This window comes from Candidatus Pelagibacter sp., assembly GCF_052049835.1.
Taxonomy (GTDB): domain Bacteria; phylum Pseudomonadota; class Alphaproteobacteria; order Pelagibacterales; family Pelagibacteraceae; genus Pelagibacter.
In genome coordinates, this window is the sequence record NZ_JBNGZF010000003.1 from 66685 (window position 1) to 92101 (window position 25417).

At 27.7% G+C, this 25417-nt stretch carries 24 protein-coding genes, 2 tRNA genes and 1 other RNA gene; 23 read left to right on the forward strand and 4 right to left on the reverse strand.

The genetic code is table 11. The features are described from left to right. Nucleotides 1-113 precede the first annotated feature (113 nt). The 5 genes from ACTT9R_RS03515 (at nt 114) to ACTT9R_RS03535 (ending at nt 4881) form a co-directional block, all read left to right on the forward strand. Nucleotides 114-575, forward strand: a complete 462-nt coding sequence (locus tag ACTT9R_RS03515; protein WP_440926674.1) for a GatB/YqeY domain-containing protein — start codon at nt 114-116, stop codon at nt 573-575. Next, a complete protein-coding gene (gene dnaG / locus ACTT9R_RS03520; RefSeq protein ID WP_440926675.1) occupies nt 575-2350 on the forward strand; it encodes a DNA primase in 1776 nt (591 codons plus the stop codon). The genes ACTT9R_RS03515 and dnaG overlap by 1 nt, the downstream gene beginning before the upstream one ends. A 66-nt stretch (nt 2351-2416) precedes the next feature. Then, entirely contained in the window at nt 2417-4240 is a 1824-nt protein-coding gene (gene rpoD / locus ACTT9R_RS03525; protein ID WP_440926676.1) for an RNA polymerase sigma factor RpoD, read from the forward strand. A gap of 5 nt (nt 4241-4245) precedes the next feature. Then, nucleotides 4246-4320, forward strand: a tRNA-Val gene (locus ACTT9R_RS03530). Nucleotides 4321-4557: 237 nt separating this feature from the next. Further along, a complete protein-coding gene (locus ACTT9R_RS03535) occupies nt 4558-4881 on the forward strand; it encodes a hypothetical protein (RefSeq protein ID WP_440926677.1) in 324 nt (107 codons plus the stop codon). On the opposite strand, the gene ACTT9R_RS03540 is transcribed toward ACTT9R_RS03535, so the two are convergent. Beyond that, a complete protein-coding gene (locus tag ACTT9R_RS03540) occupies nt 4878-5249 on the reverse strand; it encodes a hypothetical protein (RefSeq protein WP_440926678.1) in 372 nt (123 codons plus the stop codon). The genes ACTT9R_RS03535 and ACTT9R_RS03540 overlap by 4 nt on opposite strands. A gap of 53 nt (nt 5250-5302) precedes the next feature. Continuing rightward, a complete protein-coding gene (locus tag ACTT9R_RS03545) occupies nt 5303-5428 on the reverse strand; it encodes a hypothetical protein (RefSeq protein ID WP_440925625.1) in 126 nt (41 codons plus the stop codon). Between the two features lie 142 nt (nt 5429-5570). Here ACTT9R_RS03545 and ACTT9R_RS03550 point away from each other — a divergent pair, with 142 nt between their 5' ends. From ACTT9R_RS03550 to ACTT9R_RS03580, 7 genes are all read left to right on the forward strand, one after another. Continuing rightward, nucleotides 5571-6032 (forward strand): phage regulatory CII family protein, encoded by a 462-nt coding sequence (locus ACTT9R_RS03550; protein ID WP_440926679.1) that lies wholly within the window; start codon nt 5571-5573, stop codon nt 6030-6032. Continuing rightward, nucleotides 6032-6718, forward strand: a complete 687-nt coding sequence (locus tag ACTT9R_RS03555) for a PrsW family intramembrane metalloprotease (protein ID WP_440926680.1) — start codon at nt 6032-6034, stop codon at nt 6716-6718. Before ACTT9R_RS03550 ends, ACTT9R_RS03555 begins: the two co-directional genes overlap by 1 nt. Further along, nucleotides 6702-8219, forward strand: a complete 1518-nt coding sequence (locus ACTT9R_RS03560) for a hypothetical protein (protein WP_440926681.1) — start codon at nt 6702-6704, stop codon at nt 8217-8219. The genes ACTT9R_RS03555 and ACTT9R_RS03560 overlap by 17 nt, the downstream gene beginning before the upstream one ends. Further along, nucleotides 8220-9557 (forward strand): flavin monoamine oxidase family protein, encoded by a 1338-nt coding sequence (locus tag ACTT9R_RS03565; RefSeq protein WP_440926682.1) that lies wholly within the window; start codon nt 8220-8222, stop codon nt 9555-9557. It abuts the gene before it with no gap. Then, entirely contained in the window at nt 9558-10748 is a 1191-nt protein-coding gene (locus ACTT9R_RS03570; RefSeq protein WP_440926683.1) for a hypothetical protein, read from the forward strand. Nucleotides 10749-10866: 118 nt separating this feature from the next. Beyond that, the gene (locus ACTT9R_RS03575) at nt 10867-11010 is read left to right on the forward strand and encodes a hypothetical protein (protein ID WP_440926684.1); all 144 of its coding nucleotides are present in this window, start codon (nt 10867-10869) and stop codon (nt 11008-11010) included. 182 nt (nt 11011-11192) lie between these two features. After that, a tRNA-Ile gene (locus ACTT9R_RS03580) sits at nt 11193-11269 on the forward strand. Nucleotides 11270-11282: 13 nt separating this feature from the next. Here ACTT9R_RS03580 and ACTT9R_RS03585 read toward each other — a convergent pair. Both ACTT9R_RS03585 and ACTT9R_RS03590 read right to left on the reverse strand, forming a co-directional pair. Continuing rightward, nucleotides 11283-11876: an MlaC/ttg2D family ABC transporter substrate-binding protein gene (locus ACTT9R_RS03585; protein WP_440926685.1), complete on the reverse strand. Its 594-nt coding sequence runs from the start codon at nt 11874-11876 to the stop codon at nt 11283-11285. Between the two features lie 12 nt (nt 11877-11888). Continuing rightward, nucleotides 11889-12680 (reverse strand): MlaA family lipoprotein, encoded by a 792-nt coding sequence (locus ACTT9R_RS03590; protein ID WP_440926686.1) that lies wholly within the window; start codon nt 12678-12680, stop codon nt 11889-11891. A 102-nt stretch (nt 12681-12782) separates the two neighbouring features. Here ACTT9R_RS03590 and ACTT9R_RS03595 point away from each other — a divergent pair, with 102 nt between their 5' ends. The 11 genes from ACTT9R_RS03595 (at nt 12783) to ACTT9R_RS03645 (ending at nt 25414) form a co-directional block, all read left to right on the forward strand. Beyond that, nucleotides 12783-13526 carry an N-acetylmuramoyl-L-alanine amidase gene (locus ACTT9R_RS03595; protein ID WP_440926687.1) on the forward strand — a complete coding sequence of 248 codons (744 nt, stop codon included), beginning with the start codon at nt 12783-12785 and terminating at the stop codon, nt 13524-13526. 41 nt (nt 13527-13567) lie between these two features. Beyond that, an RNA gene (rnpB, locus tag ACTT9R_RS03600) (RNase P RNA component class A) lies at nt 13568-13924 on the forward strand. Nucleotides 13925-14103: 179 nt separating this feature from the next. Further along, on the forward strand, nt 14104-14562 hold the full coding sequence (mraZ, locus tag ACTT9R_RS03605; RefSeq protein ID WP_440926688.1) for a division/cell wall cluster transcriptional repressor MraZ: 459 nt from the start codon (nt 14104-14106) through the stop codon (nt 14560-14562). 10 nt (nt 14563-14572) lie between these two features. Next, the gene (ftsZ, locus tag ACTT9R_RS03610) at nt 14573-16054 is read left to right on the forward strand and encodes a cell division protein FtsZ (protein WP_440926689.1); all 1482 of its coding nucleotides are present in this window, start codon (nt 14573-14575) and stop codon (nt 16052-16054) included. Nucleotides 16055-16072: 18 nt separating this feature from the next. Then, nucleotides 16073-17083: a 16S rRNA (cytosine(1402)-N(4))-methyltransferase RsmH gene (gene rsmH / locus ACTT9R_RS03615; RefSeq protein ID WP_440926690.1), complete on the forward strand. Its 1011-nt coding sequence runs from the start codon at nt 16073-16075 to the stop codon at nt 17081-17083. Further along, nucleotides 17080-17385: a cell division protein FtsL gene (locus tag ACTT9R_RS03620; protein ID WP_440926691.1), complete on the forward strand. Its 306-nt coding sequence runs from the start codon at nt 17080-17082 to the stop codon at nt 17383-17385. The genes rsmH and ACTT9R_RS03620 overlap by 4 nt, the downstream gene beginning before the upstream one ends. Continuing rightward, nucleotides 17385-19076 carry a peptidoglycan D,D-transpeptidase FtsI family protein gene (locus ACTT9R_RS03625; protein ID WP_440926692.1) on the forward strand — a complete coding sequence of 564 codons (1692 nt, stop codon included), beginning with the start codon at nt 17385-17387 and terminating at the stop codon, nt 19074-19076. The genes ACTT9R_RS03620 and ACTT9R_RS03625 overlap by 1 nt, the downstream gene beginning before the upstream one ends. A 2-nt stretch (nt 19077-19078) precedes the next feature. Beyond that, the gene (locus ACTT9R_RS03630; RefSeq protein ID WP_440926693.1) at nt 19079-21922 is read left to right on the forward strand and encodes a UDP-N-acetylmuramoyl-L-alanyl-D-glutamate--2,6-diaminopimelate ligase; all 2844 of its coding nucleotides are present in this window, start codon (nt 19079-19081) and stop codon (nt 21920-21922) included. Beyond that, a complete protein-coding gene (gene mraY / locus ACTT9R_RS03635) occupies nt 21923-23008 on the forward strand; it encodes a phospho-N-acetylmuramoyl-pentapeptide-transferase (protein ID WP_440926694.1) in 1086 nt (361 codons plus the stop codon). Further along, nucleotides 23008-24306 carry a UDP-N-acetylmuramoyl-L-alanine--D-glutamate ligase gene (gene murD, locus ACTT9R_RS03640; protein WP_440926695.1) on the forward strand — a complete coding sequence of 433 codons (1299 nt, stop codon included), beginning with the start codon at nt 23008-23010 and terminating at the stop codon, nt 24304-24306. Before mraY ends, murD begins: the two co-directional genes overlap by 1 nt. After that, on the forward strand, nt 24293-25414 hold the full coding sequence (locus tag ACTT9R_RS03645; RefSeq protein ID WP_440926696.1) for an FtsW/RodA/SpoVE family cell cycle protein: 1122 nt from the start codon (nt 24293-24295) through the stop codon (nt 25412-25414). The genes murD and ACTT9R_RS03645 overlap by 14 nt, the downstream gene beginning before the upstream one ends. Nucleotides 25415-25417: the final 3 nt, after the last annotated feature.

Here is a 25417-nt window from a genome sequence, read left to right on the forward strand (position 1 = left end):
GTTAAAGGTTAATACAATAATTGCTTTATTATCGCAACAGAGATGTAATATAAAATTGTAAAAAAACAATTTTTCTTTTGAAGAATTTTTTCTTTAAAGTAGATTAAAAAATTATGTCATTAAAACAGACCATCGAAAACGAATATAAAAATGCATTAAAATCTAAAGATAAAAATAAAATATCAACCTATAGGTTAATATTATCTTCTATTAAGGATTTGGACATTGTTAACAGATCAGGCCCTAACAAAAAGGAAACTGATGATGAGGATATTAAGAAACTTTTAAAAAAAATGGTTAAACAACGAGCCGAATCGATCGATATTTATAAAAAAAATAATAGAACAGATCTTTTAGAGATTGAGCAAAATGAATATGATATTTTAACAAGTTTCTTACCAAAGCAACTCAGTGAGGAAGAAACTAAGAAAATTTGTGCAGATGTTATTTCGAAAATTGGAGCAAATTCATTAAAAGATATGGGAAAAGTTATGAGTGAACTTAAAAAAACTAACTCAGATGCACTTGATTTTTCCAAAGCAGGATCATTGATTAAAGAATTGTTGAATAAATAATGAAATATCCAAAAGAGTACCTTGATGAAATTAAAAATAGGTTAAAAGTTTCAACGGTAGTATCAAAAACTGTTTCCTTAAAAAAACGAGGTAAAGAATTTGTGGGTTTATCACCTTTTAAAAATGAAAAAACTCCCTCATTTACTGTTAATGATGAAAAAGAATTTTATCATTGTTTTGCTACCTCTGAACATGGAAATATTTTTGATTTTGTAATGAAAACTCAAAATTTAAAGTTTGGAGAGGCAGTTAAATACCTAGCTCAACTAGCGGGGATGCAGCCATATATGTTTTCAAAACAAGATGAAGAAAGAGAAAAAAAGTGGAATGAGTATAAATCTATTTTTAGTGATTACGTAAACTATTACCATAATGAACTTTTAAAAAATGAAAATTATTCAATTGCTAGAGATTATTTAAAAAATAGATCACTAACCAAAGATGAAGTAAAAAAATTTAAAATAGGATATATAGAAAAAAATCCATTTTTTTTCGAAAAATTAAAAAAGGATTATAGTGAACAAACTTTAGTAGAAACTGGTTTATTCTATTTAGACGAGAAAAAAAAAATTTATGTTGAAAGATTTAGAGGTCGATTAATTTTTCCAATCAACAACATTTCAGGTCAACCAATTGCTCTAGGTGGAAGAATAATTGAAAATTTAGATTATTTAGCTAAATATATAAATTCACCTGAAACAAATTTTTTTAAAAAAGGATCAAATTTATATAATTTAGATTTAGCAAGAAAACTTTCTAATAAAACAGATCACATTTATCTTGTTGAAGGATACATGGATGTTTTAGGTCTGAGCAAAAATGGAATTGATAACGTAGTTGCAAATCTTGGTACGTCTCTAACTGATAAACAGATTTTAACTTTAAATCAATTTTTTGATGATATCATAATATGTTTTGATGGTGACGAAAGTGGATATAAGGCTGCTGTAAGAGCAGCAGAAAACTCAATAAAGGAACTAAAACCAGAGAAACAAATTTCTTTTTTATTTTTACCGGATAAAGAAGATCCTGATAGCTATGTGAATAAAAATGGTAAAGATAATTTTATAGAATTTACAAAGCAGAGTAAATTATCAATTCATCAATTTATTTTTAGTCATTATAAAAAACAAACTAAAAATAACCCCTCATCGATGGCTATTTTTGAGAAGAAACTTAGAGCTGTTGCAAATACAATTAAAGATGATTTTATAAAAAAATATGTTTTAGAATACTTCTTAGAAAAAATTTCTGAACTAACACCACATTCAAATCAAAATAATAAAAGAGTTTCTACAAAAAAAACAAAATCTTTAGAGAGTACAAAAAAATATTATCAACAAAGTCAGTCCTTGACTGGAGTTGAATTAAAAGAGTTTTCTTTATTATATTTGGTGATAAATAAATTAGATTTGTTGCAAGCAAATGTTCATTTAATCGAAAATATTAAATTATTCACAGAGTTTAATAAAAAAATATTTAAAATAATTGTTGAAAAATTAAAATCTGATTCACAAATTACAATTGAAGATCTTAACTTGGATGTTCAATTAATAGAAAAAATAAACAAATTTGCTACAATCAAACATATACTAAAAAATCAATTTGATGATGATCAAAAAATAATTGAATTATTAGAGGATATCTCTAGAGATTTGATGAATTACGATCTTGAGTTTAGAATCCGGGAATTAGAATCGAAGTTTTCTGTAGATATGAGCGAGACCACATTTAATGAGTTAAAAGAGCTCAAAAAAAAGCAGAATCTTAACTAAACTGACTAAATTAGTAATAGATTTTTATATAATTGACATTATATAAGACCTTAAACTCAAATTATCGTGGAAAGAATTATTACAAAATCGTTTGCCAGACTTATGGGTCGAGGAACCCATAGAGGTTTTATTACTTATGAAGAATTAAGTAAATCTTTGGGAAAGAGAAATTTATCTGATGAAAATTTAGGCAAAGCTTTTATTCATATTTTAGATGAAAATATTTCCCTAGTAGAAAAAAAATCTGATTTTAAAATATTAAGAAAAAAAGAAAATTCTAACAAAGAAGTTAAAACAATTGATAAAAGTGATGACCCAATACGAATGTATCTTCGAGAAATGGGTGGAGTAGAATTACTATCAAGAGAAGGTGAAATTGCTATTGCAAAGAGAATTGAAGCTGGAAAGGATGTAATGTTAATTGCTCTATCACAAAGTCCAATTACTGCTCAGCAATTTTTCCAATGGAATGAGCAACTACAGAAAGATGAAATTTTGGTAAGAGAAATTATAGACATAGATACAAACTATATGGAAGACGAAACAACAGGACCAAGTGCTAAACAAAAAAATGCTGGAGAAACTGATAAAGAAGATGGCTCAACAGATGATGAAGAGGATGATTTTAATCCAACACTTGCAGCTATGGAAACTGAAATCAAACCTAAAGTTTTAAAAACTATTAATATTTTAACTAAAGATTATACAAAATTAATTAAATATCAAAAAGAAAAGTTAGAGTGTGTTTTAAATTCTTCAAGTTTCTCTTCAGCTAAAGAAAAAGGATATGAAAAAATAGTTAACGATATTTTAGAAAATATTAAATCATTACAACTATCTCCTTCGGTTTTAGAGGAGTTAGTCCAAAAGCATTATATTGAAAATAAAAAAATAATTTCTCTTGAGGGTAACCTTTTGAGGCTTGCAATGGATCATAAAATTCAAAGAAATGAGTTTATAAAATTTTATGTAGGCAATGAGATTAACCCAAATCTAAAAAAATTCTTAGATACAAATAATATTTGGAAAAATTTTTTTAATAAAAATAAAGATGAATTTAAAAACATTAGAGAGAGGTTGATCGATATTAGCAATAAACTGGGAATTTCAGTAACAGACTTTAAAAAATTAGTAAGTAGAATTCAAAAAGGTGAAAAAGAATCGAGAATTGCTAAAAAAGAAATGGTAGAAGCAAACTTAAGATTAGTTATATCAATTGCAAAAAAATATACCAATAGAGGCCTCCAGTTTCTTGATTTAATTCAAGAAGGTAACATAGGTTTGATGAAAGCAGTTGATAAATTTGAATATAGAAGAGGTTATAAATTTTCCACTTATGCTACTTGGTGGATTAGACAAGCTATAACAAGATCTATAGCAGACCAGGCAAGAACAATTAGGATACCAGTTCACATGATAGAAACAATAAACAAGATAGTTAGGACTCAAAGATTGATTTTAAGTGAATTTGGAAGAGAGGCAACTCCAGAGGAACTTGCTCAAAAATTAAGAATGCCTCTAGATAAAGTTAGAAAAGTTTTAAAAATTTCTAAAGAACCTGTTTCTTTAGAAAAACCAGTAGGAGATGAAGAGGATAGCAGTTTGGGAGATTTTATAGAAGATACTAAAGCTTTGGCTCCGTTAGAACAAGCAATTAAATCAAATCTTGGTGAGGCTACAACAAAAATTTTATCAACACTTACTCCAAGAGAGGAAAGAGTTTTAAGAATGAGATTTGGAGTTGGGATGAACACAGATCATACTTTAGAGGAGGTAGGATTACAGTTTTCAGTAACTAGAGAAAGAATTAGACAGATTGAGGCTAAAGCACTTAGAAAATTAAAACATCCTAGTAGATCGAAACAATTAAAAAGTTTTTTAGAGAGTTAGTTCCTGGGCCGTTAGCTCAATAGTAGAGTACTGCATTGACATTGCAGGGGTAGTTGGAGCGTAACCAACACGGCCCACCATTTAACAATTATCTCTAATTGATAACTTTATAAATATGATATAATTAAGCATATGTTTTGGGCCTGTAGCTCAGTTGGTTAGAGCAGTACACTCATAATTTAATTATCTCTAAAAACCGATTTCAGACTTAAAATAAACTATCATAATCAACCTTAATTCACGAAGTTTTTTTTTAAAAAATTTAAGAAATTTTTACCAACCATTTACCAACGAAAAGAAAGTTGTTAAGCTAATGTATGGCTAAAAGAAAAAAATCTCAAAATGAAAACTTTTTTGTAAGATTTTGGAATGGAGATTTGTCTCTTCCAATGTCTTATTGGGGTGTTGGCGTTGGTATAGGTATAATTTTTGGTTTCTTAGTTGGAGCCTTTACTATTTCTGTAGGAATGAGTGAAGACGCTATGTGGGGATTTTTTATACCTTTTCAAATTTATACTGTGGTTGGAATTTGGAGATCTGCGGATAAATATAAAGGTGCTAAATTTTGGGCGATACTTGCAAAAGTTGCTGTAGTATTTGGAATAGTATCAAATTTATTTTCAATGATTGCTGGTGTTTAATTAAAAACAGCAATTAATCCAACAATTATAGCAATCCAACCTATTGAATATTTAATGGTTTCAGATTTTGTATAACCTCTATTTACTAAATCATTCTCAATAAATTCAAAATATTGTTTGAATTTTTTATTTATTTTAAACGTTTTAAAATATTCAACACCACCAATTGCTTTTCCAGAATTGTTATTTGGATCTGCTGCCCATTCTGTAATGTAATTACATTTTAAACAGTACAGAGGATAAATATGCAATCCATCTTTTTCTCTAACTCTTGGAATTTGAGCAATTAAAATCTTCGTATTAATACTCAAATTGATGTCTTCTATAGTCTCTTTGTGTCCACATTTTTTACAAATTAATCTTTTCATTTTTTCCTTATTGTTGAGTATTAGCCTCCCAGATAACTGGGAGGCTTTTTTATTTAGTAATCGTAACAAGTCACATAACAACTGTTACCATAACAAGATGAATAACAACTTGTTGTACCTGCATTAGCAGTACCTCCAAGTAGAGCTAATACTGCTAAAATTATTCCTATTTTTTTCATTTTTTCTCCTTTCGTTATAAGAAAAAGATAATGATGATTTGAAATAATAGTATGTGAAATAAGCCTGTGAATTCTGGACAAATCGAGATTTAATTAGATTTTATTTGTCCAATATTTGTAATAGAATTTTATATATTAACTTATGGCTAAGATAAGAGAAATATCATCAATAGAGCACGGCTTATCTGAAGCTATAAAAAATCTCAAAGCGGAATTAATAGAAAAAGCTACGGGAAAAAGTGAATCGTTTATTAGAAAATGTAGTGATCCAGATTTAGATCAACAGTTAGATCATAGAGATGCTGTAAAAATTGACAAAGCTTGTATAGAGAATGGGCTTACTCCTTTTCTTTTAAGAGCTCATGAATATATAATTCTAAAAGAACTTGAGAATTCAAAAGCTCAAAATCACGATATCAACGAATTATTAGTTAAGTTTTCAATTCTTTGTGGAGAATTAATGAGTGCAATAAATAAAGCAAGAAGCGAGGGAGGAGACAAGGGAGAGAATATTTCAGCTGCTGAGAAAAAAGAAATTTTTGATGCTTTTCACGCTCTTGAGAATAAAATATTGAAAATAAAAACTACAATTGAGAAAAACTAATGGCATTACTTTTAGCAACTATACTTCCATCTATCTTAATAATCTTATTCTTTGTTTATTCTGATAAATTTAAGGAACCTAGAGGAGAAATAATTAAAGTATTTTTCTATGGAATTTTAATTACTATTCCAGCTTATTTTTTAAACACATACATCGGTGATTTTTTTTATACAAGTACTAGAGTAAGTGAAAACTTAATTTCGTCATTTTTAACAGCAGCACCTGTAGAAGAGGGGCTAAAATTAAGTGTTCTTTATTATTTTGTTTACAAAATGAAAGACTTCAATGAACCAATGGATGGAATTGTTTACGGCGTAACAGTTTCGCTAGGTTTTGCAACTTTAGAAAATTTTTATTACGTTTATCTTTTGGCCGATTATTTTGAGACAACCTCAATGTCTTTAGCAATTTTAAGATCATTTTCTGCTGTACCTGCTCACGCTATATTTGGCGTTTTTATGGGATACTTTTTTATGAAATATGCCTTTATCAAAAAAGGAGATAATTTATTTTTTGCCTTCATTGTGCCATTTGTTTTACACGGATGTTATAATTTGTTTGCAGGTTCTAATTTTATAATTTCTCTAGCTTTAATCATGATCTCTTGGGTAATTGCACTCAGAATGTTTGCAAGACTTAAAAAAACTCAAAAGAAAAAAAGAAGAGAATATGAAAAAAAAATTTAATTTAATTATAAGAATAGCATTAAATATTCTTTTTTATTTTATACTAGTTACCAATTCTATTGCAAATGATCAGCCAGGGTGTGAATTGGTAGCAAAGAGATTAAAACAGATTAAATATGAACTTGTACCTCAAGATTTATATGACAATTTTGGTTTTATGTTAGAGGAAAAATTTGATGTTTCAAAAAATCAATGGAATTATAAAAAAATTGATAATTACTATTTTGTTGGAAAAATCCTTGAACCCAGTTTGGCAGATGAAATAAAATCTGGAGATAAAATTATAACATTAAATGGTAAAAAATTTGAATTAAATGAAGATCAAAAAAATATAATCTTAGAAGCAGAAACTGCTGAGTTTCAATTCCAATCAAATCAAGGAGAAATTATTACTAAAAACCTGAGTAGATACGATTATTATACTCATACTCCTATAATAGATATTGAAAGTATTAATTTTAATAAAATTGATACAAAAAATGGAAATGTGGAATTTAATTTAGAATTTGATGTTAGCTCAAATTATACAGCCGAATATCACGAAGAACTTTGGAACGCTTTACAGGGCAGTTTAATATTTAAAAAAGAAGATGGTGATTATTCTTATTATGTATGTGACTATACTGAAAAAGAATTTTCTGAAATTAATATTCCCAAACCTTTTCATGGCTTTAAAATTTTAAATTTATCAAAGAGTGATAAAAACCTTGCGTCGGATAAATATTTTAAACTAACACCTTATGCAAAAGTATTAGGAAATGATGATGAATATTTAATGGTAGAGGAAATTGTAGGTGGATATTATTCAGTTAAAAACAAATTTAATTTAAAAACTTTTCCTTTTGATAGACAAACAGTTAGTATCAAAATAATTGATGATTTTCAGAGGATACCAAACAAGATAATACTAGAGTCTGGTTTAACATATATTGCGTTGGACGAAATTATTCAAAATAATGATATTCCAGGTTGGAATATAGACTCTTTTGAATTTAAAAATTTTCAATATCAAGACCCGTATTCAATGAAAGGCGATTTTGCTGATGGTATAGAGTTATCTTTAGTTATTGAGAGAAAACATAGTTACTATTTATATAAAGTTATTTTTCCTATTATTTTAATTCTTTCTGTTTGTTGGTTAGTTGTTTGGATTGATCCAAGAGAGCTTGAAGCAAGATTAACGGTAACAATAGTTTGCTTGCTATCTTTAATTGCCTATAATTTTGTAATTGATTCAGAATTACCAAAGTTGGAATATCTAACAGTTTTAGATTGGATTATTTTAACCTCGTATATTTATGCTGTTATACCAAATATCTTAAGCGTTGTTTCTTTTAGAATTCAAAAAACTAACAAATTATTGAGTGATAAAATCGAAAAAATTAGTACGAGATATGGTGCTTTATCATATCTTTTAATTATCTTTGTTATAATATTAGTAAATGCAAATTTAAATGTAGAAAATTCTACTGCATTTATTTCTTGGATGGCTGGCTTTTAGATGAAAAAAAATCTCACAGGTAGAAGAAAATTTATTAAATCATCTTTGTTAGGATTAACTGCAATATCTTTTCCTAACATAATTAAAGTAAATGCTGATCAGGATTATGATGTGGTAATTATTGGAGCAGGAGCTGCAGGACTTGCAGCAACTGAAGAACTTATTAAAGCAGGTAAGAAAGTAATATGTTTAGAAGCTTCAAATAGAATTGGGGGAAGAGCATTTACAGATAATAAGATTTTTGATGAGCCGTATGACATGGGTGCACTGTGGTTAGATAATGGAGATACAAACCCCTTTAAGTTATTTGGTGAAAAAAATTCTAATTTCAATTTATATAAAGAAAGATCTGAAGAAATGTACGCCTTGTATAGTGGTAAAAAACAAATCTCTAAAGATGATGAAATTTGGAAAGTCTTTGATGGTATAGAGGCTGGAATTGCAAAAACTAGAAAAGATGTATCACCATCAGAAGTAGTTCCTTATCAAGATCATAGATGGTTTGATACTATGCACATGATAATTGGAGCATGGGAAATGGGAAAAGATTTTACTGATTACTCATGTAAAGATTTTAATTATGATTATGAAATACCTCAGTCTGCACCTTGGCATTGCAAAGAAGGTTTTGGTTCGTTGCTAGTTGATATGTTTAAAAACATTCCAGTTCAATTAAATACAAAAGTTAGTAAAATTGATTGGAGTGGAAGTGGGGTAAAGGTTTTAACTGATAAAGGAGAAATTAAAGCTAATAAATGTATTTTAACTGTTTCAACTGGAGTACTAGCTTCTGATCAAATTAAATTTACCCCTGATTTAACTACTGAAAAAAAAGAGTCATTTTCTAAAATTTCTATGGGTCATTACAATCGACTTACTTTTAAATTTAAGAAATTATTTAAGAAAAAAGCTAAAGATACATATTTATATTATAGAGTTGATAGTCAAAATGCTAAATCACCCGAGGGTTTTGGTGTTACAATAAACCCATCTGATTCAAAATTATGTATCTGCGATCCAGGAGGAGACTTTGGAAAAGAATTGTTAAAATCAGGTGAAGAAGCGTCCATTGATTTTGGAATTAGTGAATTAAAGAAAATTTTTGGTAATAAGGTCGATAAAGATTTGATTAAATATCATGTAGTTGATTGGTCATCAAACCCTCTATTTCTAGGTGCTTGGGCATCTGCTGAACCTGGTGCTTTTAAATATAGAGAAATTTTAAGAAGTTCAGTTGGAGATAGAATTTATTTTGCGGGTGAAGCAACAGCTAAAGAATGGGGTACTGTCGCTGGAGCCTATGATAGTGGAAAAATTGTTGCTAAAAGTACAATTTAAATGAAATTAATTTTCAAAATCTTTTTAATATTAATTATTTTTCAATGTAAATCTTACTCATTAAATTTTTATAAATATCCTCAAAAAAATTTAGGGGGAGATTTCTGCGTAAAATTATATGAAAATTTGAATGAACCAAATTTTCCGTATTCAAGTGAAGATCCAATTACTGTTAAAGCAGATTTGTTAATTGAAGATATTCATTCAATTAACGGAAAAGATTTAGATTTTGAGTCATCTTTTACTTTATGGGCTCATTGGAAAGATGAAAGAGTGGCAAACACATTAAAAAATATGGGTGTGTATACTTCTGAAGGTAAGCCCTTGTATTTATGTGATTATTCTCCAACTAAAGTAATAGGAGAAACAAGAAAAATATTTGATCCTGTAGTTGAGTTTTTTAATAGGAAAGGAAAACCTAATTTTCAATATGGAATGCAAGATTGGATTGAAGTGTTTAGTGATGGAACAGTTCAGTCAAGGTTAAGAGATAAAACAAAATTTAAAGCTAATTTTGATTTTAGAAGATTTCCATTTGATAGCCAAGAATTGTCATTTGAATTATGGTCAGAATTTCCTGCATTTATGGTTGAAATAATTCCTGATGAACCTGCAATGAATGATTATAAAGAAACATTATACGCATTTGGCGATCAAGAAGATGGAATAATTATTCCCGGTTGGGATCTTAAAAAAGTAGATTACGAAAATTATTCTTACGTTGAGAATGATGGTTACCCTTATACAGGTTTTATGCTGTATTTAACTGTACAAAGACAATCTTCTTATTATTTATTTAAAATAATTTTACCAATTATATTTATTCTAGCTATATCTTGGTCAGTTTTTTGGGTTAGAGGTTCACAATTAGAGGCAAAAGTTAATGTAACAATAGTGTGTTTATTATCACTAATTGCATACAACTTTATAATAGATGAAGATCTTCCTAAGTTAGCTTATTTAACCTTTTTAGATTGTTTTATACTTCTCTCATATTTCTATACTGGAATTGCTACTATTCTATGTGTTTATTCATTTGTTAGAAAATTAAAATCAGGTAGAAATTTAAGTATAGTAGATAAATACGCTCAATTTGTTGGCCCAATAAGTTACTTTGGTCTTTTATTTATTTTATTAATTTATTTTTATAATTTAGAGGGAGTAGCAACTTTTTTAAAAGGTCCAAATTAAATTAATTTCTAAAATAAACTTTTGTCCAATTGTAGATAATCTATTTCACAGGAAATTTAATCAGTCAGTAATTATATTTATTCTGTAAGGCAAAAAAGTCTTACAGAAAGGATAAAAAATGACTTTGAAACAATATTTAATAGCTGGTGTAATAGAGCAAGCTATCGTTCTAGGAGTGATTTTACCAGCTACTGGATGGTGGTTTAGCTTTTTTGCATTAACTGCTGTTTGGAACATAGTTGCTGGTGGATTTAGAAAGTAACTATGTGTTATTTAAAGAGATAGATCTGGGAGAAATACAACTCCCAGGTCATATTTTTTTACCAACGTATTACCAACGCTTTTCTAAACATACGGAACACAAGAACAACATAATTAGAACATTAACCTTATTCTTGCCTTGAATGAAATTTAAAAAGGAAGTAAAACCAACAAAATTATCAAGGGCCTGTAGCTCAGTTGGTTAGAGCAGTACACTCATAATGTATTGGTCCCAGGTTCGAGTCCTGGCGGGCCCACCAACAAAACATGAAACTAATTTTTGGAAAATTCTTCTAAAATTTTGAAAAGTGCCTCTATATTGTTATCATTAGAATTTAGAATAGATGAAAACTCTTCTTTTTGTGTTCTTGCTAAACTTAGACCTTCTATAATTAAATCTCTAATTAAGGGATTATCTGGATTTTTTGTGTAAACCCTCCAGTCAATTTTTACTTCCGGCCTATCTTTGGTAGCAATTAAAGTACTATTTACTATAGTATAATTTTCGTTTAGCATTTGTTTGTTTTTTACCTCTATCTCAGGATTTGTATATTCAGCCAATCTATTTGAAAAACTTTTTAAAAAGTAATTTTCAAATAAGATAGAGTAAGTATTCTTTTGTTCTTCATTAAGATTTTTTCTTGCAGAACCTAAAGAGTAGAAACCCACACCTGTTATGTCTACAGTCTCCTTTGCTATTATTTTAAGTTTATCTATTTTTTCTTGTTTGGAGATATTTTCAGATAATACTTGAGAAGCTCTATTAACCGTTGATTGTATAAATACATCAGGCGAAATAGAGTAAGCAGGATTAAAATTTGTAAGAAATGTTATAAAAAATAGATTTAAAATAAATATTTTCTTCATTATATTGCTTATTTATTTTGTATCTATCTCCTCCCAATCACTATCTTCTTTGTAGATCACTTCAATATTTCCTCTTTGGATATTTTTAATTTTATTTGCTCTATCTTGAGTGTACAAGCTTCTAACTGAAGCATAAAAATCTACAGAATTTGCTTCTAGATTATCAATAGACTCAATGTTGTTTGCTCTAAATTCTACACCTGATAACATTGTTGTAAAAGCAAATAACTCACCGTCTAAATATTCATTATTACCGTTTACTGAAACATTATAATAAGGATCCCCACCCATAACATTTACGAACATTCCTGCCGTATCTCTAATTGTTGAAGGTCCTAAAACTGGTAAAACTAAATAACATCCTGGACCAATACCCCAAGTTCCCAATGTTTGTCCGTAATCTTCTTTAACATATTTAGGAAAACCCATTTCAGATGCAGGATCAAATATACCCAATATTCCAAGTGTTGTGTTTACAACTAATCTTCCAGTATTAATTCCTGCTAACTTAAAGTCACCCTGTAATGCATTGTTTGGAATAGTTATTAAAGTTGATAGATTATTTAAAACATTGCTGGTTCCTTTTTTAATGGGTGCTGGTAAAGATCTGTATCCTTTAGCAACTGGTTTTAAAATAGCTTTATCTAAACCTTGATTGAATGCGAAAGTAGCTCTGTTTAATGGCTCAAAACAATCTTTAGTGGATTTGCTTTTATTTGATAACTGCAAGTCACCATCAGATCCCGCTAAAGCATTTGACGTAAGGAAAATGACTAAAAAAATAGTTTTTAATAATCTGATCATATAAATAAGAATTATATAATGTTTCTGCATCTAAAGTAAATCAAGATTTAGTGCTAAAAATGACTTAAATATGGCCTAAAATAATCTAATAATACAACTTAAATGAGATTAAAAATTTTATCTAATTACTCCCCGAATTTTAATCCAATAAAAAGACACAAAACCCAAATAAAATTTTTAATTTTTCATTACACTGGAATGAAGAAAGAGACTGATGCAATTAAAAAATTAACTAATTTTAAATCTGATGTCAGCTGTCACTATTTTATAAAAGATAATGGTGAAACTTTAGTTATGGTACCCGATTTATATGTTGCATGGCATGCTGGAAAATCTCAATGGAAACATTATAAATCCCTTAATAGATATTCTATTGGTGTAGAAATCAGTAATCCTGGACATGATTTAAATTATAAGAAATTTTCTAAAAGACAATTTCAATCAATAATAAAGTTAAGCAAAATATTAACAAAAAAATATAAAATTAATTCAAAAAATATTCTAGGACATTCAGATGTAGCCCCAGAAAGAAAAAAGGATCCAGGAGAAAAATTTCCATGGAAAAAGCTTTCCAAGCAAGGCATTGGTTTATGGCATTCAATATCAATTAAATTATTAAAAAAAAATAGAAAAATTGAATTAGATAAAGTTAGCAAAAAAATGTTTTATAAAAATCTATCAAAAATTGGGTATGTAATAAAAAAAACCGAAAACTCAAAAAATAGAAAACTTAAAAATTATATTGTTAAAGCTTTTCAAAGAAGATTTAGACAAGAATTGATTAATGGTAAGCTTGATAAAGAGTGTTTGATTATTAGCAATAATTTAGCAAAAAAATTTTCATAAAATTTCTTGAACTTTTCAAAATTAGCACTAAATTGGATTCGCCAGATAAATGACTTATCGCTTTAATTTATTTTAAAGAGGAAAGTCCGGGCTCTACAAGGACACAGTGCCAGGTAATACCTGGCGGGGGAAACCCTAGGGATAGTGCCACAGAAAATAAACCGCCATAACATGGCAAGGGTGAAAAGGTGTGGTAAGAGCACACCGGTTCTATTGGTAACAATGAACGCTGGAAAACCCCACTGGGAGCAAGACTAAGTAGAGATGACATTGTTGAAAAACTAAAAGCCGTCCTTGGCTAGTCATCAGGGTTAGTTGCTTGAGCTTAAGAGTGATCTTGAGCCTAGACAAATGATAAGTTTAAATGACAGAACCCGGCTTATAGTTTATCTGGCACTTCAAATAAAAAAATCTCTATAAGTTTCTTAGTTTGTTCTCATTTTATAAGTACCAATGTTTATTTTCTTTATTATTAAAACGATAACAGTACTAAAATAATAGGTATTGACGTCTAGTTGTAAAACCCATATTATCCCATAAATTCCCATTTATGTGGGAATAAAGGAATTTATGTTTTATGTTTTTATCAACATACGAAAACAAATTAGACAAAAAAGGGAGAGTATCTGTGCCTGCTAGTTTTAGGTCACATTTATCCAACTTAGGTTACAATGGCGTTATTTGTTATCCGTCCTTTAATAACTCATCTATAGAAGCATGTTCCCAAGATAGAATTGAAAAAATTTCTTCAGCAATTGACTCTTTAAATCCCTTTGAGGAAAAAAGAGATTATTTTGCAACATCAATATTAGCAGAAAGTATAAATTTACAATTTGATAGTGAGGGTAGAATTTCACTTTCATCAAAATTATTAAAACATGCAAAAATAAAAAATAGCATGTTGTTTGTTGGTCAAGGCCAAACATTTCAAATATGGGAACCAACAGCATTTGAAAAATTTAAGATAGCAGCGAGAAAAAAAGCAAATATTAATCGTGGTAATCTTAAATGGGAGCTTCAACATAACAAACAATAGGGGATAAAAGATGACAATTAACTTTAAAGCACCAGAGATAAAAGAGTTACAGCCACGACTACTAGTTTTAGGAGTTGGTGGAGCTGGCGGAAATGCAATTAACGAAATGATAGAAAATAATCTACAAGGAGTAGAATTTATTGCAGTAAATACTGATGCTCAAGATTTGAAGCTTAGTAAAGCAAAAACAAGAATTCAAATAGGTTTAAATTTAACAAAAGGTTTAGGAGCTGGAGCAAAACTTGATATTGGTCAAGCTGCAGCAGATGAATCTTTAAATGAAATTGTAAATACACTTCAAGGTGCAAACATGGTTTTTATAGCAGCTGGTATGGGTGGAGGAACGGGTACTGGTGCTGCCCATGTTATTGCAAGAGCTGCCAAAGAATTAAATATATTAACTGTAGGTGTTGTGACTCTTCCATTTTTATATGAAGGCCCCTCTAGAATGAGAAGAGCACAACAAGGTTTGGAAGAGTTAAGAAAACATGTTGATACAATAATTGTTATACCTAACCAAAATCTATTTAAAATAGCTAATGAACAGACTACTTTTGAAGAGTCATTTAACCTTTCAAATAATGTTTTGATGCATGGTGTTCAAAGTATAACTGATTTGATGGTCAGACCTGGTTTAATAAACTTAGATTTTGCTGATGTTGAAACGGTTATGGCAGCAATGGGTAAAGCTATGATGGGAACTGGAGAAGCTGAAGGAGAAGGTAGAGCTCTTAAAGCAGCAGAAATGGCAATTAGTAATCCGTTAATAGATGACTATACTTTAAAAGGTGCAAAAGGTTTATTGGTAAATATTACTGGTGGTAAAGATCTTAAACTTTTTGAAGTTGATGAAGCGGTAAATAAAGTAAGAGCTGAAGTTGATCCTGAAGCAGAGTTAATTATTGGTGCAATCACTGATACTGAGTTAGATGGAAAAATGAGAGTTTCAATTGTTGCTACCTCTTTAGATGGGCAACAGCCAGAATCAAAATCTGTTGTAAATATGGTTCATAGAATTCAAAATCGTAATCCTGGTTATTCTGATTTTTCAAATATGGGATCCTCTCAATCTTTCAATTTTTCAAACACAACAGCATCAAACCCCATTACACATGGTGCAAATGCTTTAAAGCTTGAAAATGAGATTATTCAAGAACAACAAACTGAAAAGTCTCATAATCACATGATGAGTGAAGAAGTTGTCCAAAATACTACCATGGATAGTGAAAGTATAGTTGAGGATAATTCGGTCAATGAAATGGAAAAATCTTTTGCTCAAGAGGCTATGGAAACTACTCATGAAGAGCATCAAGATATTAACAACGAAGAAGAAAACTCTAATGATTTAAAAGAATTCGGAGTTGACTCAGATGCACCAGATTTATTTAGTTCAGATTCTGACAATTCAAGCCCTGAAGATTTATTGACCTCAGATGAAGAGGAAGATGACGATCTTGAGATACCAGCATTCTTAAGAAGACAAAAAAATTAATGGTCTTCCAAGAGATAAATGGACGCCACCATAGTACCGAAAATGCAAAAGCATTATCCGGTACTGCTAAAAGAAATTATTAGCGTTATTTCCCCTCAACATGGTGGCACATTTATTGATTGCACGTTTGGTCAAGGTGGTTATACCAAAAAAATTTTAGACTTTGAAAATACAAACGTAATAGCTCTAGATAGAGATATAGAGAGTGCAAAAATTGCTAACCAATTAAAAGAAAGTTTTAAAGATAGATTTATTTTTAAAAATATTAAATTTAGTCAATTAAATAATTTAAAGCTTAAAAACGAAAATATAAGAGGAGTAATTTTTGATCTCGGTTATTCTTATACTCAGATAAAAGATTCAGAAAAAGGACTTTCATTTGAAGCAAATGGTAAATTAAATATGCAGCTAGGTTTAAATAACTATTCTGCAGAGGATGCAATAAATAAACTTGATGAAAAAGAATTAGAAAAGATTTTTAAATTTTTTGGTGACGAAAAAGAAGCAAAATACATTGCACGAAATATCAATAAAGAGAGGTCTAAAAATGAAATTGATACTAAATCTTTAGTTGAAATTATTGACAAATCAAAAAAAAGAAAAAATTTTAAAATTCATAATGCAACCAAAGTTTTTCAAGCACTTAGAATTTTTGTAAATAAAGAAATAAGCGAATTAATTTATGGGCTTATTAATGCCACTAAAGTTTTAAAAAAAGGAGGCATTCTAGGGGTAGTCACTTTCCATTCTTTAGAGGATAAAATAGTAAAATATTTTTTTAAAAGCCTTTCTGAAGATAAAAGTATTTCACGATATAGCCCTCTTGTAAAACAAGCTGATACATTATTTAATTTAATACAAAAAAAACCAATAACTCCCTCAGAAGAAGAGTTAAGTGAAAATCCACCGTCTAGATCTGCTAAATTTAGATATGCAATAAAAAAAACTGATTTTTATAATTTCGATACCGATATAGAGGAGAAATTCAGAAATTATATTGAAATCGAAAAATATGGAGACAAACTGTGAAAAAGTTTGTTTTAGCATTAGTGATTTTTTTTTTAGTCTTATCAACTGCAATAATAAAAAATTCGACTAAACAAATTGAAGATGAAATATTTACAGCAAAAGAGAGTATTCGAGTTTTAAAGTCTGAATTTGAAAAAGTATCTTTAGAGTATGATTATTTAAGTTCTGCAGAAAGATTACTTGAATATCAATCACAGTATTTTGAGGATGAGTTAATTCAAAAAAATATAAATGACTTTAAAATTTACAATATTTCAGACGATATAAATAAGATCCAAAATTTTAAAATTATAAAAGAGTAATGGCTGATAATAAATCGAAATTAACTATAGAAGACTACAAAAGTGATTTTATATTTAAGAAAAAAGAGAATGGATTAAATATTCAATTTAATCGTGTAGCTTTTATTTTTTTCATTTTTTTTATTATCTATTTAATTTACACAATTCACTTAATACATCTAGGGTCACGAAAAGATAATTTAGAACAAAGAAGCAATTTATCTGTGACTTCAAATAAACTCTATAGAGCAGACATTACAGATATAAATGGAAATTATTTAGCTAAGACAGTTAAATCTATTGATATTGGTTTAAAAACTTCAGATATAATTAATGAAAAAAAATTACTTCTAAGTTTAAATATTATTTTTCCTGATAAAAATTTTAATGAATTTAAAAAAAAAATAAAAACTAAGAAATTTTTTTATTTAGAGAAGAAAATTTCAGAGGAAAATTATGAAAAAATAATGAAATTAGGGGATAAATCTCTAGTCCCAGAAGAAAGAGTTTTAAGAATGTACCCACAAAAAAATCTTTTTAGTCATGTTTTGGGTCAGATAGATGATGACAATAACGGTATTTCTGGATTGGAAAAATCATTGAATGACGAACTTAGACAATCAAAAAAACCCATAAGACTTACTCTAGATAAAGATATTCAGTTTTTAATAAGAAAAGAATTAATTAAATATCAGGAAATTTTTAAAAGCAAAGGTAGTGCCGCCATTTTAATGGATGTTAATAATGGTAATATTTTATCACTAGTTTCTTTGCCAGATTTTAATCCAAATGAAAGACAAAATATTACAGATGTAAATTATATTAACAGGGTAACTAAAGGAACATATGAACTCGGTTCTGTATTTAAAGCATTTACTTTTGCTAGCGCCTTAAATGAAAAGGTAATTAAACCAGAGACTGAATTTTTAGAATTACCTAAATCAATTAAATGTGACAAATACAGAATAGGTGAGTATGACAATGAAATACCGTCAGATTTAACTGCAGAGCAAATTTTAGTTAGATCTGGAAATATAGGATCTGTCAGAATTGCTCAAAAAATTGGCCCAGAAAAATTTAAATTATTTTTAGAAAAAGTTGGCGTGTTAAGTGATATTGATTTTGATATTGAAGAAGTTGCTCCTCAAAAAAATTATGAATTTGGGAAATGCAGATTAGCTACAGCTTCTTTTGGACATGGAATAGCGACTACAATTCTTCAATTGGCAAAAGGTTATGCAGTTTTATCAAATGGTGGTTATGAAATTAAGCCAACATTAATTTTTAAAGAAAATAATTTTAAGCAAAAAAACGAGAGAATATTAAACAGAGGTATTTCGGAACAAGTTGTTAAGGCTTTAAGAAAAATTGTAAATACTGAGGAAGGCACAGCTAAATTTGCAGATGTTCAAAATTATGAAGTTGCTGGAAAAACAGGAACTGCTGATCAACCTGAGGGAGGAGCATATTCTGAAGCAAAAATAAATACTTTTGCCTCCATTTTTCCCACTTCAAATCCACAATTTGTTTTTGTCGTAATGTTAGATACTCCAAAAAAATCTAAAGATTATTATTATAAGTATAGACACCGAAAAGGAGGCTGGAAGGGTACACTTTATAATACTGCTGGCTGGACTTCAGTAGAGGTAGCTGGAAAAGTCATAGATAAAATCGGGCCTATTTTAGCCACAAAATATATAGAGGTTAATTAATTATGCTTCTAGGGAACTACTTTCATAACATAAATAAAAATTATAGGAATTTTTCCTTTTCAGGAATTTCATTTAATACGAAGAGTATTAAAAAAAATAATATTTTTTTTGCAATCAAAGGAAATTCTATTGATGGTAATAAATTTATTACTAAAGCAATTAAAAAAGGATCAAAAATTATTGTTACTGAAAGAAAAACAAATCAAATTCAAAATGGAATTTTGTATATTCATACAAAGAATGTAAGAAAATTATTAGCTGAAACTGCTTTTAAAATTTATAATAAAAAACCAAAAAATTTAATTGCAGTTACTGGTACTAACGGAAAATCATCGGTTGCAGATTTTTATTATCAAATATTAAAATTAAATAATAAAAAAGGTGCTTCAATTGGTACATTAGGTGTTAAATCAAAAAGTATTAATTTGAATTTATCTAATACAACAATGGATCCAATCAAATTGGCTAAAATATTAAGCAAGTTGAAAAATCAAAAAATAGAGAATGTAATTATGGAAGCCTCAAGCCATGGTTTAAAGCAAAATAGATTAGATGGTTTAAAGTTTAATTCAGGTATATTTACTAATCTATCTCAGGATCATCTTGATTATCATAAAAATTTAAAAAACTATTTAAATGCAAAACTTTATTTATTTGAAAACCTAATCTCAAAAAGAGGAAATGTAATTACAGATCAATTAATACCTGAGTTTAAAAACATAAGAAAAATTGCAATTAATAAGAAATTAAAATTGCATACACTTAATGATGGGAAAAACAATCTAGAGATTTTATCTCATAATTTTAAAGGAGAGGGTCAATTTCTTAAAATTAAATTAAATAGCTCAATAAGGAATATAAATTTAAATTTAATTGGAAAAATACAATTAAAAAATGTTTTGATGGCAATAATTGCAGCAAAATATAGCGGTATTAGTATAAATAAAATTTTAAATAAAATTCCAAAATTAAAAACTGTTGAGGGAAGGTTTGAAAAAATTGGTAAAATTAAAAATCAATCAAAAGTAATTCTTGATTACGCTCATACGCCTGATGCTCTAAAAACTTGTCTTTTAAATCTTAGAGAACAATTTCCTAATAAAACAATCAAAGTGTTATTCGGTTGTGGGGGAAATAGGGATCAAAATAAAAGATCAAAAATGGGGAAAGTAGCTAGTGATTTTGCAGATAGTATCATTCTTACAAATGATAATCCTAGATTTGAAAATCCTCAAAAAATAAGAAGAGATATAAAAAAGGGAATTAAAAAAAAGAGAATTATTGAAATATCTAATAGAGCAATAGCAATAACACAAGCCATTCATAATTTGAACTCAGGGGATATTTTGTTAGTTGCTGGGAAAGGCCATGAGAAAACACAAGATATTGGAAATAAGAAAATTTTCTTTTCAGACAGAAAGGTAATTCTCAATGCTATTAAGCATAAAAATAATAATTTATCAGATAATTTAAAATTAAATGTTGTTAAAGAGTCAGCTAAAATTAAAAAATTATCTGCTTCCATACCTTTAAAAACAGCAAGAATTAATTCTCAAGAAGTTACTAAAAATGATATTTTTTTTGCTATTAAGGGAAAAAAAAATGACGGTAATAAATTTGTTTCACAATCATTCAAAAAAAAAGCATCATTAGCTGTAGTGAATAAAATTCAAAAAAAATCTAATATAAATCGACAGATTAAAGTAAAAAATACTCTGAATTTCTTAATAAGTATTTCAAAAAATTTTAGAAAAAGTATTGATACAAATATTATAGCTATCACAGGCAGTTGTGGCAAAACTACACTTAAAGAATTGTTGGGTAATGTATTAAGTAAAATTTCAAAAGTAAGTATTTCTCCAAAATCTTATAACAATAAATTTGGGGTTCCTTTAAGTCTTTTTAATTTAAAACAAAATGATGAATTTGGAGTTTTAGAAATTGGAATGGATAAAAAAGGAGAAATTGACTATTTGTCTAAAATTATAAAACCAGATGTTGGTGTGATAACAAATATAAATTATGCACATGCTAAAAATTTTAAAAATATTAAACAAATCGCTTTGGCAAAATCTGAAATTATTAACAACATAAAGCCTAATGGTTATGCTGTATTAAATGCTGATGACAGTTTTTTTCAATTACATAAAAGAATTGCCAAAAAAAATAAAATTAAAGTGGTTTCTTTTGGTATTAAAAGTCAGAAATCAGACATTAAATTAAATAACATACAGCGCTTTGGAAAAAATTTTAGAATTAATATTAGATTAAATAATAAAAAAAAGTATTTTGTATTATCTAACGATTTTCAAAACAATATATCCAACACACTTTCTGCTTTAGCAGTTATCAGTATTTATAAAAATATATTTAAACTTAATGAAAATATTTTTCTCAATTTTAAAATTCCTGCAGGAAGAGGAGACCATTCTCTAGTAAAAATTGATAATAAAAAAATTAATTTAATTGATCAAAGTTATAATTCAAATCCTCTATCATTAAAATCAGCAATAAAAAATTTTGATAAAATAAGCTCAAAAAAATCAAATAAATATCTACTAATTGGTGATATGTTGGAGCTCGGTAGACATTCTAAAAAACTTCATCAATCTATTGCTCCAATAATTAATCAAACTAAGATAGATAAGGTATTTGTTAAAGGTAAAATGGCATCTATAATATTTGCAGGCATCTCAAAAGCCAAAAAAGGCAGGATTTTATTTAACAAATCTCAAATTATTGAATTGATTAGAAAAGACTTAAATAATAATGATTATTTAATGATTAAGGCCTCACTTGCGACAGGATTTAACGACATAGTAAAAGATCTGAAAGGATTCAATTAAATGCTTTATCAATTTTTATTAAATTTTGTTGATACTTTTAGTTTTTTAAATGTATTTAAATATTTAACGTTTAGAACAGGTTTATCCTTTTTCACTTCATTAGTTATTGTACTGATTATCGGAGGTCCTTTTATTAAATTTTTTTCAAAACAAAAAATTTTAAATCCAATTCGGGACGATGGACCTGAAGATCATATAGTTAAAAAAATTGGTACACCAACAATGGGAGGTTTGATAATTTTATTTGGCTTATTGGTATCGGTAATATTTTGGGCAGATTTATCAAATATTAATATTTTATTTTGTATCTATATAGCAATTACTTTTGGTTTATTGGGAGCATATGATGACTTTAAGAAAATTAAATATAGCAACTCATCAGGAATATCTTCCAAGTTTAAAATAACTTCACAAATAATATTAGCAATTATTGGTGTAAGTTTTTTTGTTTATTTAAACGAATATCAAGATTTAAATAATTTATATTTTCCATTCTTTAAAAATTTAATGATAAACCTTGGATGGTTTTTTATACCATTTGCAATATTCGTAATTATCGGTTCGTCAAATGCTGTTAACCTTACGGATGGATTAGATGGTCTAGCAACTGTGCCTGTAATATTAGTTGCAGCATGTTTTGCTTTTATAAGTTATGTTACTGGAAACATCGTATTTTCGAATTATTTACAAATTCCCTACATAGAAGGAACTGGTGAAGTATCAATTTTTTGTGGTGCAATTATTGGCTCTTGTTTAGGTTTCCTATGGTTTAATGCTCCACCTGCTAAAATTTTTATGGGTGATACAGGATCATTATCTTTAGGAGGATCTTTAGGCGCTGTAGGAATTATTACAAAGCATGAAATTGTTTTGGCAATTACCGGCGGACTTTTTGTATTAGAGGCAGTTTCAGTAATGGTTCAAGTAATATCTTTTAAACTTACAGGAAAAAGAATTTTTAAAATGGCACCTATTCACCATCATTTTGAGAAAAAAGGATGGCCAGAGTCTACAGTTGTAATTAGGTTTTGGATTATCTCTATCATCCTGGCAATGATTGGTTTAGCTACCTTAAAATTAAGATAATGAAATTATTTAATAATATTTTTTTAGAAAAAAAAATATTAATTTATGGTTTAGGAAAGAGTGGTATTTCATCTTATAAGTTTTTAAAAAATAAGTCTGATGTATATTTGTTTGATGACAATCAAAAGATTAAATTAAAACTTAAAAAAAAAATAATTAAGTTCGAGCAAATTCAAAAAATAAATTTTGATAGAATTATTATTAGTCCCGGAATTGATATTTCAAAATGTAAATTATCGAATTTTTTAAAGAAAAATTCTAAAAAAATTCATACCGATCTTGATGTTTTGTTTTCATTTTATAACAATGAAAGTATTACGATTACTGGAACTAACGGTAAATCTACAACTGCTAAAATTTTACATGACTCTTTAATTGATCAAAAAAGAGACTCAAGACTTATTGGGAATATTGGCAATCCAGCATTATCAGAAAAGAATATTACAAAAAAAACAATCTTTGTAATAGAGGCTTCTTCTTATCAACTAGATTACAGTAGCGTATTTAGATCAAAATATGCTGTAATTTTAAACATAACTGCAGACCACATAGAGAGACATAAAAGTTTAAAAAATTATGTAAATGCAAAATTTAAATTATTAAAATCTCAAATAAGAGGATCTTTTGCATACGTAAAAAAAGAAGATGAACTAATAACTAAAAAATTAACTAAAAATAAATATAGTTCAAAAATCTACAGAGTACAGACTTCAAGTATAGATAAAAAGTTTAATAAAATTACCAATAAATATTTTTTATCTGATGGTAATAAAGAAAATTTATCATTTATATTTAAAATTGCTCCAAAATTTAAACTTAATTCCAAAAAATTAATTCAAACTATTAATAAATTTAAAGGTCTAGATTTCAGACAACAAATTATATTTGATAAAAAAAATCTCACAATAATTAACGATTCTAAATCTACAAGCTTTGCTTCCTCGCAAAATATATTAAAAAATTTAAATGATACATATTGGATCTTAGGAGGAATTCCAAAAAAAGGAGATAAATTTAAACTATCAAAAATAAAGAATAAAAATATCAAAGCTTATATTTTTGGATCACATCATAGAAAATTTATAAGAATTTTAAAGAATAGATTAAAAATTAAAAATTTTAAAAATTTACAAGAAACTCTTAAAGTTATTTTTTCAGAAATTAATATTCAACAATCTAAAAAAAATATTATTTTTTTCAGTCCAGCTGGAGCTTCATTTGATAGTTTCAAAAATTTTGAAGATAGAGGACATTATTTTAATAAGATAATTAAAAAGTATATAAATGCAAAGCGATAGTATTGTTTACAAATTTTATTATCTGTGGTGGAAAAACATAGATAAATCTATTTTTTTACTAATAAGTTTATTATTTATTATTGGATTATTTTTTTCTTTAGTTTCAACTTCTCTAATAGCTTCTGATAAGTTAGATACCAACAGTTATTTCTTCTTTTTTAAACATTTGATTTATGTGTTGATTGGAATATTTCTTATTTATATATTTTCCTTATTAAATTCAGATCAATTATATAAATACTCTATTATTCTATTTTTTATTTCACTTATTGCTTTATTTTTAGTTCCATTAATTGGTGTTGAAGTTAAAGGTTCTAAAAGATGGATAGACTTATTTTTCTTACCAAGATTTCAGCCCATAGAAGTCCTAAAACCATTTTTGATAATAATTTTAGCAACTATTCTATGTGATATTAAATCAAATATTTTTTTTAAGTATTTGATATCTATTTTTGTGATATCTGTCATTTCTTTACTGTTAATCGCTCAACCAGATATCGGCCAAACTTTATTAGTGGTATTTTGTTGGGCAGTTCTAATTTTCACATCAGGAATTAATATATATATTCTTTTAGCAATATTTATTGCTGGTGCATCTTTGCTGGCTTATCTTATTATTTTTGTTCCTAAGTTTGATTATATTCAAGGACGTATTTTTTCATTTTTTAATAGAGAAACAGGCACTCATAATTTTCAATCTGATAAAGCAATAGAGTCAATTTCGAGCGGAGGTTTTTTTGGAAAAGGCATAGGTGAAGGAGTTCTCAAAAATAGAGTTCCCGAAGCTCATACTGATTATATTATTTCAGTAATTTCCGAAGAGTTTGGTGTTGTTGCCATAATGTTAATATTATTATTGTTTTTGATCTTAATCTATATGGTTTTTAAAAAAATAAGTTTTGAAACAAATGATAAAGTTAAACTTATTTTAATCGGATCTATTAGTTTAATATTAATGCAGGCAACTATTCATGTCGGAGTAAATATAAGATTATTTCCAACTACTGGAATGACATTACCTTTCCTTAGTTATGGTGGTTCATCGACAATCAGTACATCAATATTAGCTGGGATAATTTTAAATTTAACAAAAAGAAAAATAACTTAATAA

Excerpts from the sequence above, each read along its gene's own strand:
- ACTT9R_RS03515 (WP_440926674.1), top strand. The coding sequence starts at position 114 with ATGTCATTAAAACAGACCATCGAAAACGAATATAAAAATGCATTAAAA.
- dnaG (WP_440926675.1), top strand. The coding sequence starts at position 575 with ATGAAATATCCAAAAGAGTACCTTGATGAAATTAAAAATAGGTTAAAA.
- ACTT9R_RS03535 (WP_440926677.1), top strand. The coding sequence starts at position 4,558 with ATGGCTAAAAGAAAAAAATCTCAAAATGAAAACTTTTTTGTAAGATTT.
- ACTT9R_RS03540 (WP_440926678.1), bottom strand. The coding sequence starts at position 5,249 with ATGAAAAGATTAATTTGTAAAAAATGTGGACACAAAGAGACTATAGAA.
- ACTT9R_RS03545 (WP_440925625.1), bottom strand. The coding sequence starts at position 5,428 with ATGAAAAAAATAGGAATAATTTTAGCAGTATTAGCTCTACTTGGAGGT.
- ACTT9R_RS03550 (WP_440926679.1), top strand. The coding sequence starts at position 5,571 with ATGGCTAAGATAAGAGAAATATCATCAATAGAGCACGGCTTATCTGAA.
- ACTT9R_RS03555 (WP_440926680.1), top strand. The coding sequence starts at position 6,032 with ATGGCATTACTTTTAGCAACTATACTTCCATCTATCTTAATAATCTTA.
- ACTT9R_RS03560 (WP_440926681.1), top strand. The coding sequence starts at position 6,702 with ATGAAAAAAAAATTTAATTTAATTATAAGAATAGCATTAAATATTCTT.
- ACTT9R_RS03565 (WP_440926682.1), top strand. The coding sequence starts at position 8,220 with ATGAAAAAAAATCTCACAGGTAGAAGAAAATTTATTAAATCATCTTTG.
- ACTT9R_RS03570 (WP_440926683.1), top strand. The coding sequence starts at position 9,558 with ATGAAATTAATTTTCAAAATCTTTTTAATATTAATTATTTTTCAATGT.
- ACTT9R_RS03575 (WP_440926684.1), top strand. The coding sequence starts at position 10,867 with ATGACTTTGAAACAATATTTAATAGCTGGTGTAATAGAGCAAGCTATC.
- ACTT9R_RS03585 (WP_440926685.1), bottom strand. The coding sequence starts at position 11,876 with ATGAAGAAAATATTTATTTTAAATCTATTTTTTATAACATTTCTTACA.
- ACTT9R_RS03590 (WP_440926686.1), bottom strand. The coding sequence starts at position 12,680 with ATGATCAGATTATTAAAAACTATTTTTTTAGTCATTTTCCTTACGTCA.
- ACTT9R_RS03595 (WP_440926687.1), top strand. The coding sequence starts at position 12,783 with ATGAGATTAAAAATTTTATCTAATTACTCCCCGAATTTTAATCCAATA.
- mraZ (WP_440926688.1), top strand. The coding sequence starts at position 14,104 with ATGTTTTTATCAACATACGAAAACAAATTAGACAAAAAAGGGAGAGTA.
- ftsZ (WP_440926689.1), top strand. The coding sequence starts at position 14,573 with ATGACAATTAACTTTAAAGCACCAGAGATAAAAGAGTTACAGCCACGA.
- rsmH (WP_440926690.1), top strand. The coding sequence starts at position 16,073 with ATGGACGCCACCATAGTACCGAAAATGCAAAAGCATTATCCGGTACTG.
- ACTT9R_RS03625 (WP_440926692.1), top strand. The coding sequence starts at position 17,385 with ATGGCTGATAATAAATCGAAATTAACTATAGAAGACTACAAAAGTGAT.
- ACTT9R_RS03630 (WP_440926693.1), top strand. The coding sequence starts at position 19,079 with ATGCTTCTAGGGAACTACTTTCATAACATAAATAAAAATTATAGGAAT.
- mraY (WP_440926694.1), top strand. The coding sequence starts at position 21,923 with ATGCTTTATCAATTTTTATTAAATTTTGTTGATACTTTTAGTTTTTTA.
- murD (WP_440926695.1), top strand. The coding sequence starts at position 23,008 with ATGAAATTATTTAATAATATTTTTTTAGAAAAAAAAATATTAATTTAT.
- ACTT9R_RS03645 (WP_440926696.1), top strand. The coding sequence starts at position 24,293 with ATGCAAAGCGATAGTATTGTTTACAAATTTTATTATCTGTGGTGGAAA.